The sequence below is a fragment of the Delftia tsuruhatensis genome, assembly GCF_903815225.1.
Classification (GTDB): Bacteria; Pseudomonadota; Gammaproteobacteria; order Burkholderiales; family Burkholderiaceae_C; genus Comamonas; species Comamonas tsuruhatensis_A.
The window spans coordinates 1,204,913-1,220,188 of the sequence record NZ_LR813084.1; the positions used below are offsets into that span (position 1 = coordinate 1,204,913).

The 15,276-nt window shown below is 67.3% G+C and carries 10 protein-coding genes; all 10 read left to right on the forward strand.

From position 1 onward, the window contains the following. Positions 1–39 precede the first annotated feature (39 nt). Positions 40–2,886: a bifunctional glycoside hydrolase 114/ polysaccharide deacetylase family protein gene (locus tag L1Z78_RS05445; RefSeq protein WP_234640538.1), complete on the forward strand. Its 2,847-nt coding sequence runs from the start codon at positions 40–42 to the stop codon at positions 2,884–2,886. Further along, a complete protein-coding gene (locus tag L1Z78_RS05450; RefSeq protein WP_234640539.1) occupies positions 2,852–6,697 on the forward strand; it encodes a tetratricopeptide repeat protein in 3,846 nt (1,281 codons plus the stop codon). The genes L1Z78_RS05445 and L1Z78_RS05450 overlap by 35 nt, the downstream gene beginning before the upstream one ends. Positions 6,698–6,717: 20 nt before the next feature. Further along, positions 6,718–7,269 carry a penicillin-binding protein activator LpoB gene (locus L1Z78_RS05455; protein ID WP_234640540.1) on the forward strand — a complete coding sequence of 184 codons (552 nt, stop codon included), beginning with the start codon at positions 6,718–6,720 and terminating at the stop codon, positions 7,267–7,269. A gap of 22 nt (positions 7,270–7,291) precedes the next feature. Next, positions 7,292–8,668: a PelD GGDEF domain-containing protein gene (locus tag L1Z78_RS05460; protein WP_234640541.1), complete on the forward strand. Its 1,377-nt coding sequence runs from the start codon at positions 7,292–7,294 to the stop codon at positions 8,666–8,668. Then, on the forward strand, positions 8,661–9,683 hold the full coding sequence (locus L1Z78_RS05465) for a hypothetical protein (RefSeq protein WP_234640542.1): 1,023 nt from the start codon (positions 8,661–8,663) through the stop codon (positions 9,681–9,683). Before L1Z78_RS05460 ends, L1Z78_RS05465 begins: the two co-directional genes overlap by 8 nt. After that, positions 9,680–11,227, forward strand: coding sequence for a GT4 family glycosyltransferase PelF (gene pelF, locus L1Z78_RS05470; protein WP_234640543.1), 1,548 nt, complete (start codon positions 9,680–9,682; stop codon positions 11,225–11,227). The genes L1Z78_RS05465 and pelF overlap by 4 nt, the downstream gene beginning before the upstream one ends. Further along, the gene (gene pelG, locus L1Z78_RS05475; RefSeq protein WP_234640544.1) at positions 11,227–12,600 is read left to right on the forward strand and encodes an exopolysaccharide Pel transporter PelG; all 1,374 of its coding nucleotides are present in this window, start codon (positions 11,227–11,229) and stop codon (positions 12,598–12,600) included. The genes pelF and pelG overlap by 1 nt, the downstream gene beginning before the upstream one ends. Positions 12,601–12,801: 201 nt before the next feature. Beyond that, positions 12,802–13,608, forward strand: coding sequence for an amino acid ABC transporter substrate-binding protein (locus L1Z78_RS05480; RefSeq protein WP_234640545.1), 807 nt, complete (start codon positions 12,802–12,804; stop codon positions 13,606–13,608). Positions 13,609–13,739: 131 nt separating this feature from the next. Next, entirely contained in the window at positions 13,740–14,393 is a 654-nt protein-coding gene (locus L1Z78_RS05485) for an amino acid ABC transporter permease (RefSeq protein ID WP_234640546.1), read from the forward strand. Next, on the forward strand, positions 14,374–15,162 hold the full coding sequence (locus L1Z78_RS05490; RefSeq protein WP_275444420.1) for an amino acid ABC transporter ATP-binding protein: 789 nt from the start codon (positions 14,374–14,376) through the stop codon (positions 15,160–15,162). Before L1Z78_RS05485 ends, L1Z78_RS05490 begins: the two co-directional genes overlap by 20 nt. The last annotated feature ends 114 nt before the right edge of the window (positions 15,163–15,276 follow it).

Consider the following 15,276-nt stretch of genomic DNA (forward strand, 5'->3'; position numbering starts at 1 on the left):
TTAAATGACTGGGTGTCACCACACCCCGAGGAGAAGGCCGTGAACGCTTTCCTGCGAAGCTGCCTGTTCTGCTGGGGGCTGCTGTGCGGCTGGACTGTCCAGGCCGCGGAACCGGCGGTCGCCGTCTACTACGGGAACAAGGCATCGCTCAGTGAACTGAGCCTGTACGACATCGCCGTCGTGGAGCCCGGCCACGGCTACGACCCCGTGCAACTGCGCAGGCAGGCCCCGGGCAGCGAGCTGTACGCCTATGCGTCGGTGGCGGAGGTGCTGCCCGGGCGCGCCTACTTCGGCAAGATCCCCGAGGCCTGGAAGATGGCACGCAACGGTGCCTGGCAGTCCGTCGTGCTGGACCAGACCCCCGCCCAGTGGCCTGCCTTCTTCGCCGACGAGGTGATCGGTCCGTTGTGGAGCAAGGGCTATCGGGGATTTTTCCTGGATACGCTCGACTCCTACCGGCTTGCCGCGAAATTCGACGAGCAGGCCCAGCAGGACGGTCTGGTGCGTGTCATCGAGACCCTTCACCAGCGATTTCCCGGCATACGCATCATTCTGAACCGTGGCTTCGAGATCGTGCCGCGCGTGCGCGACAAGGTGCAGATGGTGGCGGCGGAGTCGCTGTACCGGGGATGGGATGCCGGCCTCAAGCGCTATGTGAATGTGCCCGACAAGGACCGCGACTGGCTGCTGGGGCAGCTCAAGACCATCCGCGAGCGCGATGGCCTGCCGGTGCTGTCCATCGACTATGTGGCGCCGCATGACCGCGATGCCACGCGCGAGACGGCGCAGCGCATTGCGCAGCAGGGCCTCATTCCATGGGTCTCGGACGCAGGGCTGCAGACCCTGGGCATAGGCCAGGTGGAGGCCGTGGCGCGCAGGGTGTTGATTCTTTACAACGGTGCCGACTACCCGTCCATCAATAGCGCGGCAGCCCACCGCTTCCTGGAGATGCCGCTCAACTACATGGGCTACATCGCCGACTACGCCGACGTACGCGAGCCGTTGCCTGAAGGGGTGGTGCGTGACCGCTACGCCGGCGTGGTGAGCTGGTTCGGGGGAGCGGTGCCGGAGATGCGCGCCAGGGGCCTGCGCCAATGGCTGGAGGCCCAGGTGCGGCAGGGCATGCCGCTGCTGGTGCTCAACACCCTGGGGCTGTCGCAGGACAGGGGCCTTGCCGCTGCCCTGGGCATGCGCAGCGTGCAGGCGGCGCCCGCTTTCCCGTTGCGGCGGGCCGGGCAGGGCGCCCTCATGGGTTTCGAGATACAGCCCGGCGAGCCGGCGCATGACTATGAAGGCTGGGAGCTCACGCCGCAGGCCGCCCAGGGCAGCCGCGAGCTGCTGTCCTTCGATGACAGGCAGGGGCGCCGTTTCGTTTCCGCCGCGATCACGCCCTGGGGCGGCTTTGCCCTGATGCCCTATGTGCTGGTCGGCATGCCCGGAACCGATCAGTCGCGCTGGGTGGTCGATCCGTTCAAGCTGCTGCGCGAGGCGCTGCGCCTGCAGGATTTCCCTGCGCCCGATGTCACGACGGAGAATGGTCGTCGCCTGTTGCTGGCCCATGTGGACGGGGACGGCTTTCCCTCCAAGGCAGAGCTGCCGGGTACGCCCTTCGCTGGCGAAGTGCTGCGCCGCGAGATCCTGGAGCGCTACAGGATCCCGCACACCATCTCCGTCATCGAGGCCGAGGTCTCGCCGCAGGGCCTGTACCCGCAGTGGGCCGGGCAACTGGAAGGCATTGCCAGGCGCATCTTCGCCATGCCGCATGTGGAGATCGCCAGCCATTCCTACTCGCACCCCTTCTTCTGGGAGCCCGCGGCGGCACCCAACCAGGATGACAGCAAGGAGGTGAACCTCAACCTCCACATCCCCGGCTACCAGATGGACATGGACCGGGAGATCAACGGCTCGGTCGACTACATCCGCAAGCGCTTGGCGCCGCCCGGCAAGCCGGTGGACGTGTTCCTGTGGACCGGCAACACGGCGCCCAGCGCCGAGGCCCTGGCCATCTCGGATGCCGCCGGCCTGCTCAACATGAATGGTGGCGACACGGCCATCACGCGCAGCAATCCCTCGCTGACCGAGGTGCGCAGCTGGGGTCTGCGCAAGGGCGGCCACCTGCAGATCTATGCGCCCGTCACCAACGAGAACATCTACACCAACCTCTGGCACGGGCCGTTCTACGGCTTCGAGCGTGTCATCGAGACCTTCGAGATGACCGATGCTCCCCGGCGCCTGAAGGCCGTGGACATCTACTACCACTCCTACTCCGCCAGCAAGCAGGCCAGCATCAAGGCCCTGCACAGGATCTATCAGTGGGCGCTGGCCCAGCGGCTGCAGCCTGTCTACAGTTCGGAGTACATCCGCAAGGTGCAGGATTTCTACGAATTCGCCATCGGCCGCGACGGCCAGGGCTGGCGCCTGCGGGGGCCCGGCCACTTGCGCACGCTGCGCATGCCGCCCGCCATGGCCCTGCCATCGATGGCTGCCAGCAGCGGCATTGCCGGCTATGCCAAGGGAACAGACGGCAACTACCTGCACCTGACCGGCAGCGCCGGATACCTGGTGCAACAGGGGCAGCAGGGCGCCAAAGGCGCTGCCGCCGACGCGGCCACCGACGCGGCGCGCCCCTATCTGGTGGATGCCAATGCCCGGCTCACGCAATGGCTGCCCCAGGCCGACGGCGGCGTGCGCTTCACCCTGCAGGGACATGTGCCGCTGGAGCTGCGCATGTCCCTGCCGGCCGGCTGCTCGCTGAGCTCCTCGAACGCCGCCACTCCCCTCATTGCGGTGGCGGGTGCCGATACCGGCAACGCCAACGCCAACCTCCGTTCCTTCAGAAGTACCCAACACAGTGTCGAACTCCAAGCGCAATGCCGGGGGCTCTGAGCGTCCCATCACGGTTCCCTTCTGGCTGATCGCGCTGCTGGCGGTACTGATCGGTGGCGCCCTGTGGATGCTGTTTCCCAAGCAGGATCTGGAGCGCAGGCTCTCCGTCACCGGAGATGACTCCGAGCTGTCCTACAACTACCTGAGCAACCTGCTCAAGAGCGATCCCGGCAACGAGAACCTGCGCGCCCTGCTCAAGGCCAAGGAAGAGCGCCTGCAGGCCATCAAGCTGGCGCGGGAAGAGGCGGCCAAGCAGGCGCTGCCCAGCGCTGCCGTCCAGGCCTGGGACCACTGGCAGGCCGCCTACCAGGGCTATCTGGAGGCGCAAAAGCAGGACCACCGCGCGGGTGGCCAGGCCGAGGCGCTGGCGCCGCAGGTGATGCAGGCGTTGAAGGACGTGCCGCTGCAGGGGCTGACCCAGGAGCAGGCGCTTTATCTGGCGTCGTCTGCGCTGGTGCTCAGGGACACGCCGCTGGCGCTGGGCATCTATGAGGAGATTGCGCACCGCCAGGAAGACGCGGGGCGCAGGGCGCAGGTCTACGAGGCGGCTGCTCGGCAGGCGCTGGGGATGTCGCTGTACGAGGAGTCGGCAGGGCTGCTGCGCCAGGCCAGCGCCACGACGCAGGACGCCCAGCAGTCGCGCGCCTACCTGTGGCAGGCACTGCAGGTGCTGCAATCGGGCAACCGGGCGGCCGAGGCGCTGGCGCTGGCGCGGCAACAGGAGGAATTGCTGGGCAGTGACCCCGAGACGCTGCGCCGGCTCATCGGTCTGGCGCGCGCGGCAGGCGACCGCGCCCAGGCGCAGCACTACGCCAAGCGGCTGCTGCAGCTGTCCCTGCTGCAGCAGTGGCAGGCACAGCTGGCCCGGGCATCGGGCGTGGAGATCGGCCCGTCCACTGGTACCGATGACGGTGCCTGGGCGCTCCGGCCCGTGGCCTGGAATGCGCCGGGCTGGCGGCTGCAGCGCACCGCCGAGCCAGCCCGCAAGCCGCCGCCGGGCCTGCCTTTCGACGACAAGACGTATCTGCTGGGTTACGAGGTCTTCCTTGAAAACCGCAATCTGGAGGATGCCTGGCGCGTGGCTGCCGCCGCAGTGCGCCAGGCTCCGCAGGACATGGGCTGGCGCGAAAGGCTGGCCCAGGTGTCCGAATGGATGGGGCAGCAGCAGGACGCTCTGGACAACTGGCTCGCCATCGCACAGCACACGGGACGCGAGGATGCCTGGAAGACCGTGATGCGGCTGGCCCCGGGCCTGTTCGATGACCGTGCCCTCATCGCGGGGCTGCGCCACCAGTTGAGCCGCCGGCCCGAGGACCTGGCGCTCCAGCAGGCGCTGGTGCAGGCCTACGAGCGCCAGGCCGAGCCCGGCGCCGCCATCGACTACCTGAAGCAGCACGGCCGCACGCCGCAGTCCCAGATCCTGCTGGCCCAGCTGGCCGAGCGCGCAGGCCGGCCGCAACTGGCGCTGGAGGCCTGGAAGCGCGTGCTGGCCGATCCCGCCCAGCGCACCCCCGCCCATGCCATGCCCGCAGCCGTGCTGGCGCTGCTGCAGGGCGAGCCGGCCTTGGGCCTGCGCTGGCTGGAGGACGCGCAGGCGCGGATTCCTGCCGGCATGCAGGACGAGGGCGAGTACTGGCGCCTGCTGGGCGATCTGGCCCAGGACCAGCGCCAGGAGGCGCTGACGCTCAAGGCCTATCGCCGCCTGCTGCAGACGCCGCACGCCGGCATCAGCGACTACGACGAAGTGATCCGCCTGCTGCAGCGCACGGATCGGCGCGAGGCCGCGCAGATGTCCCTGCATGCCTGGGAGCAGTTCCATGAGCTGCGCCACCTGACGCAGGCCTTCTACCTGCTGGAAGACCAGGGGGACTGGACGCAGATCGGCCGCCAGGTCGATCGCATCATGGCCGATCCCGCCTTGATCAGGCGCCTGCGTGAGCAGCCGACCTTCTTCCAGATCCTGGGGGCCTACTTCCAGCGCATCGGGCAGCCAAGGAAGGCCATGGAAGCCTTCGAGAAGGGGCTGGCGCTGGACCCCGGCTCCACTGTGCTGCGCCAGGGCCTGCTGTGGCTGCTGATCGATACGCAGAATGCGGCGGCGCTCAAGCTGCTGCTGGCGGCGGCGGAGCCCGTCTGGGCCCGGGATGCGGACATGCACGGCGCTCTGGCAGCCGCCTACATGACCCTGTCGCGTCCGGCGATCGCGCTGGAGCGCTACCTGAAGCCGCATCGCATGGAGCATGCGGACGACTTCCTCTGGATGATGCAGTATGCCGATGCGCTGGAGCAGAACCAGCAGGCCGATCTGGCCTGGAGCCTGAGGCAGCAGTTGTGGGAGCGCGAAAGGGCACGTGCACGTGCCCAGGACGGCAAGGCGGCGGGAGCCGCACGCCGGTGGCTGACCGCCGAGGGCCTGGAGGAGGTCCAGCGCCAGGCGCGGGGACGCCTGATGCTGTTCCAGTCCCAGGGCGATGGCGAACTGGCCCTGCTGCGCGAACTGCTGCGCATGGACCTGGAAGGAGGTCGCCGCGAACACTCCGCCGCCGCGGCGGAGCTGGCCACGGCCTGGCTGCAGGAGCGTGGCGAGTACCAGGCCGAGCGCGGCTACCTGTGGCAGCAGTACGCGCGCAGTCGCAGCAAGAGCGCCAGCGCGCCATTGTGGGCCGAGATCACGGTGGCGCTGGCACAGAAGGACACGGCCGAAGCCGGCCGGCTGATCGAGCGCCATGACGAGGCGCTGCCACGCTATGACCGCATCAATGCGGCGGCCATGGTGGGCGATGTGCGGCTGGCGCAGACGGCGGCCTTCGAGACCATGGACGGCCAGTCCGATGACGAGCCCCTGCATCTGGCGCTGGTCGAGCAGTTGCTGGCCTTCAGTGATTTCGGTGGCCTGCAGCTGCGCAGCCGCCACCTGGACAGCATCGATGAGCGGGTCGCGAGACTGCGCTGGCATGTGGCCCTGGATCCGCGCTGGTCCCTGGATCTCGATGCCGAGGATGTTCGCCGCAGTGTCAACAACGGCAGCCTGGTGCAGGGCCCGTCATCGGAGCAAGGCGTGGGCCTGCGGCTGACGCGCAGGACGGCGGCGGGCAGCAGCGAGTTCCTGCTCGGCCGGCGCGAAAGCCTGGAGGGCTATACGCCCATGCAGTTCTCGCAGACCTACAACGTGGACAGTCGCTGGAGCCTGCAGGCCTCGCTGGGCAGGCACCTGGCCACACAGGAGACGCTGGCCATGCGCATGGGCGGCATGAAGGACCGCGTGGCCCTGGGCACCACCTACCAGCTGTCGCGCCTGGACCAGGTCTCGCTGGAGCTGGCGTCCGAGCGCTACCGCGTGCAGTCCGGCGCACGCGTCGGCTCGGGCAGCCATGCCACGCTGCAATACCTGCACACCTACCGCAGCGAGGCGCCCAGCCTGCAGTTCGGCGCATTCACGTCCTGGCACCGCTACAGCCGCAACGACCCGGCGCTTTTGCAGGGCCGGGACGCGGCCATCCTGCGCTACCTGCCACCCGGCAGCGATCCCGGCATCGACTACCTGCTGCCGCGCAGCTTCCGCTTTTCCGGCCTGCAGATGATGGTCAACAGCGGCTACGAGCAGCAGTACACGCGCGCGCTGCGACCCTATGCCAGCCTGGCCCTGACCCACCACAGCATCAACGGCGCGGGCTATGAGCTGGGCATGGGCCTGGCCACCAGCCTGTTCGGTGCGGACCACCTCGCCCTGGGCCTGAATTTTTCCAGATCGGGCCTGAATACCGTGGGCAATACCCGCGAGCTGCTGCTCACCTACCGCCTCCATTACTGAAGATTCCAAGGAGTCCTCCCATGACACAACGCACCTCTTTCGCCTCCCGCCTCCGCGTGCTCACGGGCGTTGCCCTGCTGGGCCTGTTGTCCGCCTGCTCCACCATCGACCGCGGCACGGCGCCCGCGCTCGAGGCAAATGCAAGCTGGGCTGTCCTGCCTTTCGAGAACCATACGGAAACCCCCATGGCGGGCAATCGCGCGGCCGCCATCGCGGCCGCCCTGCTGAACGCTCGCGGCATTGGCTCGGTCAAGCGCTATTCGGGCGATGCGCTGCAGGAGACGCTGTTCGACGGCCGCGACACCAGGCGCCGGGACGATGCGCTGGCCTGGGCCCGCGGTGAAGGCGTGCGCTATGCGCTGCTGGGCGCGGTGGACGAGTGGCGCTACAAGGTCGGTGTGGATGGCGAGCCCGCCGTGGGCGTGGCCCTGGAGATCGTGGACGTGGGCACAGGAGCCACCGTGTGGAGTGGCACCGGCGGCCAAAGCGGCTGGAGCCGCGAGGCCCTGTCGGCCGTCGGCCAGAAGCTGATCCGCAACCTGCTGGGCACTGGCCTGGCCAACGCCCGATAAGCACCTCCGGGAATCCCTGCCCATGCCAGACCAAGCCACACCCAGCGCGACGGCGCACCCGCAGGCGCCGCGCCGCGCCGGCATTGCCGCGGAGTTCCGGGGCTCACCCCTGGGATTGCTGGTGCAGACCAGCGCCAGACCCTGGGTGGTGGTGGGCGAGACGCTGCTGCTGCCCCTGCTGGCCCTGCTGCTCGGCTGGTGGGTCAACCCTGGCAATCCGCTGTGGGTGGGGGAGGAGTTCCCCTGGTCCTGGCTGGCGCCCATGGTGGTGGCCCTGCGCTACGGGCCCATGGCTGGCCTGTCGGCGGCTGGCGTGCTGCTGCTGGGCTGGCTGGGCGTCAACCAGCGGGACCTGTCCCTGTTTCCCGAGCAGTACTTCCTGGGCGGGCTGATCGTGGTCATGGTCGTGGGCGAGATCTCCAGCCTGTGGCGCGCGCGCATCCGCCGGGCGCGCACGGCGCAGAACTACATGGACCAGCGTACCGAGCAACTGATACGCCAGCACTACCTGCTGCGCCTGTCCCATGACCGGCTGGAACAGGAACTCATAGGCCGGCCCGTGTCCATGCGAGACGCCATCAATGTGCTCAGCGGGCTCAGTGGCGCCGAGGGCGATGCCCAGCGCCTGCTCAATCTGCTGGCGCGCTTCAGCCAGATCAGCGTGGCCAGCCTCGTGCCCGTGCGCAATGGCGTGCTGGAGCGCACGCCCATCGCACAGATGGGGGGCGACAGGCCCATCCATGCCCAGGACGCACTGGTGCGCCAGGCCCTGGACAGCCATGTGCTGTGCCATGTCTCGCAAAGCATGGCCCAGGGCCAGCAGACCCAGTACCTGGTGGCGGCGCCCATGCTGGATCTGGAGGGCGAGATCTACGGCCTGTTGCTGGTCGAGGAGATGCCGTTCTTCGCCCTGCAGGAAGAAGCGCTGCAGACCATCAACCTGCTGCTGGGCTACTACACGGACAGCGTGGCCGCCAACAGCCTGGCCGCGCCGTTGCTGCAGGCCTATCCCGCATGTCCGGCGCCCTTTGCCTTCGAGTTGCAGCGCATGGAGCATGTCAACCGCAGTGCGCGCCTGAGCAGCGTGGTCGTGGCCCTGGAGCTGTCGCCCGCCGCGGTCCAGGCGCAGATGGCCCAGCAGATCATGCGGCTGGAGCGGATGCTGGACCGCTCCTGGCTCCAGGAGCACGAGGGCCGGCAGCTTCTGGCCATCTTCATGCCGCTGGGCACGAACGCCACGGCCGAAGGCTATCTGAACCGCATCGAGGGCTGGCTGGCCCAGCGCGGCGTGGCCTCGCTGGCCGATGCCGGCATCTTCCCGCACACCATCCTGCTGGACCGATGCTCGGCCATGAGCGTGCTCGAACGCTTGCACCAGATGGGGCAGGGGCATGCTTAACATCAAGTTCGCCCTGGGCGCGCTGGCGGCTGAAATCGCCTCCTGGAGCAGCCTGTGGCTGCTGCGCAGCCAGTCGGATGCCGCACTGCTGGGGTATCTGGTGGCCCATGGGCTGGCCAGCGCCCTGCTGGCGCTGTGCCTGGCCCCCTTCCTGGCCACGTCGGCCAGGTCGATGCGCCAGCGCCTGGCCCTGGTGGCCTTGATGGGCCTGTTCGCCTATGCCGTTCCGGTGGCGGGCATCGTCGGGGCCGTCATCGCGACCATCGCGCTGCATGCCCAGCGCGGCCCGCGCGGCGACCCGCGCTTTCCCGCGATGCCGCTGCCCGACTTCGATCCCCACCAGCAGGCCGGCACGGGCCGGCGCCAGGCCGGCCTGCAGTCCTTTCTGGCCAATCCCAACGTTCCCGTGGCATCGCGCATGCGGGCCATGGTGGCGCTGGGCAGCGTGCCGGGGCGCATCGCCTCGCCCATGCTGCGCACGGCGCTGGGCGATTCCAGCGAGGACCTGCGCCTGCTGGCCTACAGCATGCTCGACGCCAAGGAGCGGGAGATCAGCAAGACCATCCACCTGGAACTGCACAGCTTCGAGCAGGCGCGGCAGGCGCAGGGCGACGGCGCGCTGGATGCGCGCGGGCTGCAGGCCGCGCGCGCCCTGTCCGACCTGTATGCGGAGCTGGTCTACCAGGGTGTGGCGCAAGGCGATGTGCGCGACCACGCGATCGGCCGCTCCCTGCACTACTGCGACCTGGTGCTGGCGCAGCGTCCCGACAACGCCCAGCTGATGCTGCGCCGGGGCCGGCTGATGCACCTGCTGGCCAGGGAGGGCGAGGCGCTGGCCTGCTATGAGCGCTCCCTGGCGCTGGGGATGGAGCCCGCGCGGGTCATTCCCTACCAGGCCGAGCTGCTGTTCGAGCGGCGCGAATTCGCGCGTGTGCAGGCGCTGATGCGTTCGCTGGACGTGCAGCATGCCCTGCCGCGGCTGCGGCCCTGCATCAGCTACTGGAGCGTTCCATGAGCCAGTTCCCCACGGCGGCGCAGGCGGACATCGCATTGCTGCTCGAAGGTACCTTCCCCTATGTCAGCGGTGGCGTGTCCAGCTGGGTCAACCAGATCCTGCAGGCCTATCCCGAGCACCGCTTCGCCATCGTTTTCCTGGGAAGCCGGCGCGAGGACTATGGCGATTTCCGCTATCCGCTGCCGCCCAATGTGGTGCACTTCGAGCAACACTTCCTCTTCGATGCGCTGCATTCCAGCATGCAGCCCGCGCCCACCCGGGGCCACCCCGAGGCGCTGGCCAAGGCGCAGGAGTTCCTGCGCGCGCTGGAGGCGCATGACGGCAGCCCCGGCAGCCGCGCACAGGTGCTCGATGCCATGCGCTGCATCGCGCTGGAGCTGCAGCCCGGTCGCAGCCTGCCGCTGGAGGATTTCCTGCACAGCGAATACGCCTGGGACCTGATCCGCGACAGCTACCGGAGCCACTGCACCGACCCCTCCTTCGTGGACTTCTTCTGGACCGTGCGCATCATGCTGCAGCCGCTGTGGCTGATGGCGCGCATCGCCCATGGCCTGATTCCCGTGCGTGTGCTGCACACCGTATCGACCGGCTATGCCGGCTTTCTGGGGGCTCTGCTGCACCATGCGCGCGGCCTGCCCCTGGTGCTGTCCGAGCACGGTATCTACACCAAGGAGCGCCAGATCGACCTGCTGCAAAGCACCTGGATCCGGGACAACCGCAACATCTTCCAGCGCGACCCCATGGAGGTCTCCTTCCTGCGCCAGATGTGGATACGCTTCTTCGACTGGATGGGGCGCTTTTGCTATGCGGCGGCCGATCCCATCATCGCGCTGTACGAAAACAACCGCCTGCGGCAGGTGGCCGATGGCGCTCCCGCGCAGCGTACGGTCAGCATTCCCAACGGTATACGCATCGAGCGCTTCGCGCCGCTGCGCGCCCAGCGGCCCGTCGAGGCGCCGCCCGTGCTGTGCCTGATCGGGCGTGTGGTGCCCATCAAGGACATCAAGACCTTCATCCGCGCCATGCGCCGCGTGGTCAACCGCCTGCCCGAGGCGCAGGCCTGGGTCGCCGGTCCCACGGCCGAGGACCCCGCCTATGCCGAGGAATGCCGCAATCTCGCGGAAAGCCTGGGACTGCAGTCGCATGTGCGCTTCCTGGGCATGCAGAAGGTGGAGGAGCTGCTGCCGCGCGTGGGACTGGTCGTGCTGTCCTCCATCAGCGAGGCGCTGCCGCTGGTGATTCTCGAAGCCCAGGCGGCCGGCGTTCCCGTGGTCAGCACCGACGTGGGTTCATGCCGCCAGCTCATCGACGGCCTGGGCCCCGAGGACCAGGCCCTGGGCTCGTGCGGGCGCGTGGTCGGCATCGCCAATCCCGAGGCGCTGGCCGATGCCTGCCTGGAACTGCTGGCCTCGCCCGCGCAATGGCAGGCCGCCAGCGCCGCCGGCATTGCACGCGTGGAACGCTATTACTCGGACCGGCTGCTGTTCGCGCGCTACAAGCAGGTCTATGACAGGGCGCTGCAACCGTCCGGGGAAACACGCTGATGGCCGGCATCGGATTCGAACTGCGCCACCTGCTGCGCAAGAACACGCTGACCAGCGTGCTGCAGGCCTATGCCTATGCGGGCGTGATCGGCTCGGGGCCCTGGGTGTTCTCCATCATCGGCATCCTGCTGGTGGGCGTGTTCAGCGTCAGCGTGGTGGCGCCGCCGCTGCTGGTCACGCAGTTCCAGACCTCGGTGACCTATCTGGTGGCCAGCAGCCTGATCCTGACCGGGGCGGCACAGCTGGCCTTCACGCGCTTCGTCTCCGACCGCCTGTTCCTCGAGCAGGACGAAAGCATCCTGCCCAACCTGCATGGCCTGTTGCTGGTGGTGGTGGCCTGCGCCAGCGCGCTGGGCACGCTGGCGCTGTTCCTCGTGCTGCCAGGCCAGGGCCTGCTGTATCGCGTGCTGATGCTGGCCGGCTTCACGCTGATGTGCGTGGTCTGGGTCATGACCGTGCTGCTGTCGGGACTCAAGCATTACCGGGCCATCGCGGGACTGTTCGGCGCCACCTATCTGCTGATCGTGCTGCTGGCCCTGCCGCTGCGCTACTGGGGGCTGGAAGGGCTGCTGGCCAGCTTCGTCATCGGCCATGTGCTGCTGCTGGCCGGCATGTGGATGATCGTGCTGCGCAGCTTTCCGCTGCAAAAGCGCTGGATCGCCTTCGACTTCACGCAGCGCTCGCTGATCTTTCCGGCGCTGATCGCCATCGGCGTGCTCTACAACCTGGGCATCTGGATCGACAAGTTCATGTTCTGGTACTACCCGCCAACCTCGCAGCAGATCATCGGCGGGTTGCGGGCTTCCCTGATCTACGACCTGCCCGTGTTCCTGTCGTACCTGTCCATCATTCCGGGCATGGCCGTGTTCCTGGTGCGCATCGAGACGGACTTCGTCGAGTACTACGACAAGTTCTTCGATGCCGTGCGCGGTGGAGGCTCGCTCGAATACATCGAGTCCATGCGCAATGAAATGGTCTATGCCATACAGGCCGGCCTGGGCGAGATCGCCAAGGTGCAGACACTGGCCGTGCTGGTGACCCTGGTGGCGGGACCGGCCATCCTGCAACTGCTGGGCATCTCCCAGCTGTACCTGCCGCTGCTGCATGTGCAGGTGGTTGGCGCGGGACTGCAGGTGGGGGTGATGGCCGTGCTCAACGTGTTCTTCTACCTGGACGAGCGGCGCATCGTGTTCCTGCTGTGCCTGTTGCTGGTGGTGCTGAACATCGCCTTCACGGGCATCTCGCTGGCCCTGGGCGCCGCGTTCTACGGCTATGGTTTTTGCCTGGCGATGCTGGTGACGCTGTGCACGGGGCTGTACCTGCTCTCGCGCGAACTCAACCGGCTCGAGTACAAGACCTTCATGCTCCAGTAGCCCGCCGTACGCCGATTTGCACGGTCTTGGCCGGACGTGCTGGCGGGGTGCGCCGGTCTGCGCGACAATACACGATTCGGCGCCGGTACACCCACCGAGACAAGGTCCTGTAAAGGGCCGACCATTGCAACGATCGAGCACCCTGGCGTGCTGTGCCGTGACCGCCGCCTTCCGCTTTTTCCACTCCAAAGCTTTGACGCCATGAAAAAACGCACCCTCTTGGCCACGGTGGCCCTGTCTGCCCTGCTGGCAGCCTGCGGCAAGAACGAGCCCGCATCGACCGCCGCTGCACCGGCCGCCGCCCCTGCGCCCGCTGCCGTGACCAAGCTGGTGATCGGCCTGGACGACAACTTCCCGCCCATGGGCTTTCGTGACGAGAAGAACGAGATCGTCGGCTTCGACATCGACATGGCCCGCGAAGCCGCCAAGCGCATGAACCTGGAAGTGGACTTCAAGCCCATCGACTGGAGTGCCAAGGAAGCCGAGCTGGTCGGCAAGCGCGTCGATGCGCTGTGGAACGGCCTGACCATCACCGAAGAGCGCAAGAAGAACATCGCCTTCACCGCGCCCTACATGGAAAACCACCAGATCATCATCGTGCGTGCCAACTCCGACATCAAGGACAAGGCCGGCCTGGCAGGCAAGGTCGTGGGCGCGCAGGACGGCAGCTCTGCCGTGGACGCCATCAAGAAGGACGCGGCCGTGGCAGCGAGCTTCAAGGAGCTCAAGACCTTCGGCGACAACATCACCGCGCTGATGGACCTGTCCGCCGGCCGCCTGGATGCCGTCGTGGTCGATGAGGTCGTGGGGCGCTTCCACGTGGCCAAGAAGTCCGGCGAGTACGCGGTGCTCGAGGACAACTTCGGCACCGAGGACTACGGCGTGGGCCTGCGCAAGGAAGACACCGAGCTGCTGGGCAAGCTGGAAGCCGCCCTTGCCGAAATGAAGAAGGACGGCAAGGCCGCCGAAATCGCTTCCAAGTGGTTCGGCAAGGACATCATCAAGTAAATCCGGCACGCCATGCGACCGGCAAGGCCTTGCAGGCATTGCCGGTCTTTTGCGTTCTGGGACGCACGCGCCCGTGGCTGCCCGGATCCTGCCGATGCCGGCGGGGCCGCGCACCGCACTGAGGCCATTCGATGGAATATGTAATCTCGCTCATGGGGCCGCTGACCGCCGGCGCCCTGGTCACCCTCAAGCTGTTCGTCATCACGCTGGCACTGTCCATCCCGTTGGGATTGACGCTGGCGCTGCTGCGCATCTCGCGCTTTCGCTCCCTGAGCGGAATGGTCGGCGGCTACATCTGGCTGATGCGCGGCACGCCGCTGATGCTGCAGATGCTGTTCATCTACTTCGCGCTCCCCTTCGTGCCGGTGATCGGCGTGCGCCTGCCCGACTTTCCGGCCGCCGTGGTCGCCTTCGCGCTGAACTACGCGGCCTATTTCGCCGAAATCTTCCGTGCCGGCATCCAGTCCGTGGACCGGGGGCAGTACGAGGGCGCCAAGGTGCTGGGCATGAGCTATGGCCAGACCATGCGCCGCATCATCCTGCCGCAGATGTGGGCACGCATCATCCCGCCCGTGAGCAACGAGACCATCACCCTGGTCAAGGACACCTCGCTGATCTACGTGCTGGCACTCAATGATCTGCTACGCGCCGCGCGGGGCATCGTGCAGCGCGACTTCACCATCACGCCCTTCGTGGTGGCCGCGGGCTTTTATCTGGTCATGACGCTGGTGCTGACCTGGATCTTCCAATACCTCGAAAAACGCCATGCCAAATACGACGCGTGACACCGCAGCCGAGGCCATGATCTCGGCGCAGAACATCTGCAAGGGCTTCGGCGGCGTGCCGGTGCTGCGCGGCGTCTCGCTGGAACTGGCGCGTGGCGAAGTGGTGGCCATCATCGGGCCGTCCGGCTCGGGCAAGAGTACCTTCCTGCGCTGCCTCAACCATCTGGAGACCATCGACAGCGGGCGCGTCGCCGTGGAGGGCGAGGTGCTGGTGGACACGGGCGCCGATGGCCATGCCCGCTATGTGCCCGAGGCGCAGATCCGCCAGATCGGCCGCAAGATGGGCATGGTGTTCCAGTCCTTCAACCTGTTTCCCCATCTCACGGTGCTGGAGAACATCATCGAGGCGCCCCTCATCGTCAAGGGCCTCAGGCGCGAGCAGATCGTGCCCAAGGCCGAGGCGCTGCTCAGCAAGGTGGGCCTGCTGGAGAAGCGGGATGCCTATCCGAACCGCCTGTCGGGCGGGCAAAAGCAGCGCGTGGCCATCGCGCGTGCCCTGGCCATGGAGCCCGATATCCTGCTCTTCGACGAGCCCACGTCCGCGCTGGATCCGGAGCTGACGGGCGAGGTGCTGCGCACCATGCGCGAGCTGGCGCAGGAACACATGACCATGCTGGTCGTCACCCACGAGATGGGTTTCGCCCGTGAGGTGGCCAACCGCGTGATCTTCATGGACAAGGGCGAGATCGTCGAGCAAGGCCCCGCGGAGGCTTTTTTTGCGGCACCGCAACACGGACGCACCCAGGCGTTCTTGCAGAACATGTTGTAAAAAAGCTGCTGCTGATCCGGGTTTACCCAGGCTTGAAAAGAGTGCACGGCGCTTGCCCATCAAGCGAAGTGCGCTCTTTTTTTCATGGCACCGGAACACTGATTCTTTTAGAAA

Excerpts from the sequence above, each read along its gene's own strand:
- L1Z78_RS05480 (WP_234640545.1), top strand. The coding sequence starts at position 12,802 with ATGAAAAAACGCACCCTCTTGGCCACGGTGGCCCTGTCTGCCCTGCTG.
- L1Z78_RS05485 (WP_234640546.1), top strand. The coding sequence starts at position 13,740 with ATGGAATATGTAATCTCGCTCATGGGGCCGCTGACCGCCGGCGCCCTG.
- L1Z78_RS05490 (WP_275444420.1), top strand. The coding sequence starts at position 14,374 with ATGCCAAATACGACGCGTGACACCGCAGCCGAGGCCATGATCTCGGCG.
- pelF (WP_234640543.1), top strand. The coding sequence starts at position 9,680 with ATGAGCCAGTTCCCCACGGCGGCGCAGGCGGACATCGCATTGCTGCTC.
- L1Z78_RS05460 (WP_234640541.1), top strand. The coding sequence starts at position 7,292 with ATGCCAGACCAAGCCACACCCAGCGCGACGGCGCACCCGCAGGCGCCG.
- L1Z78_RS05465 (WP_234640542.1), top strand. The coding sequence starts at position 8,661 with ATGCTTAACATCAAGTTCGCCCTGGGCGCGCTGGCGGCTGAAATCGCC.
- L1Z78_RS05455 (WP_234640540.1), top strand. The coding sequence starts at position 6,718 with ATGACACAACGCACCTCTTTCGCCTCCCGCCTCCGCGTGCTCACGGGC.
- pelG (WP_234640544.1), top strand. The coding sequence starts at position 11,227 with ATGGCCGGCATCGGATTCGAACTGCGCCACCTGCTGCGCAAGAACACG.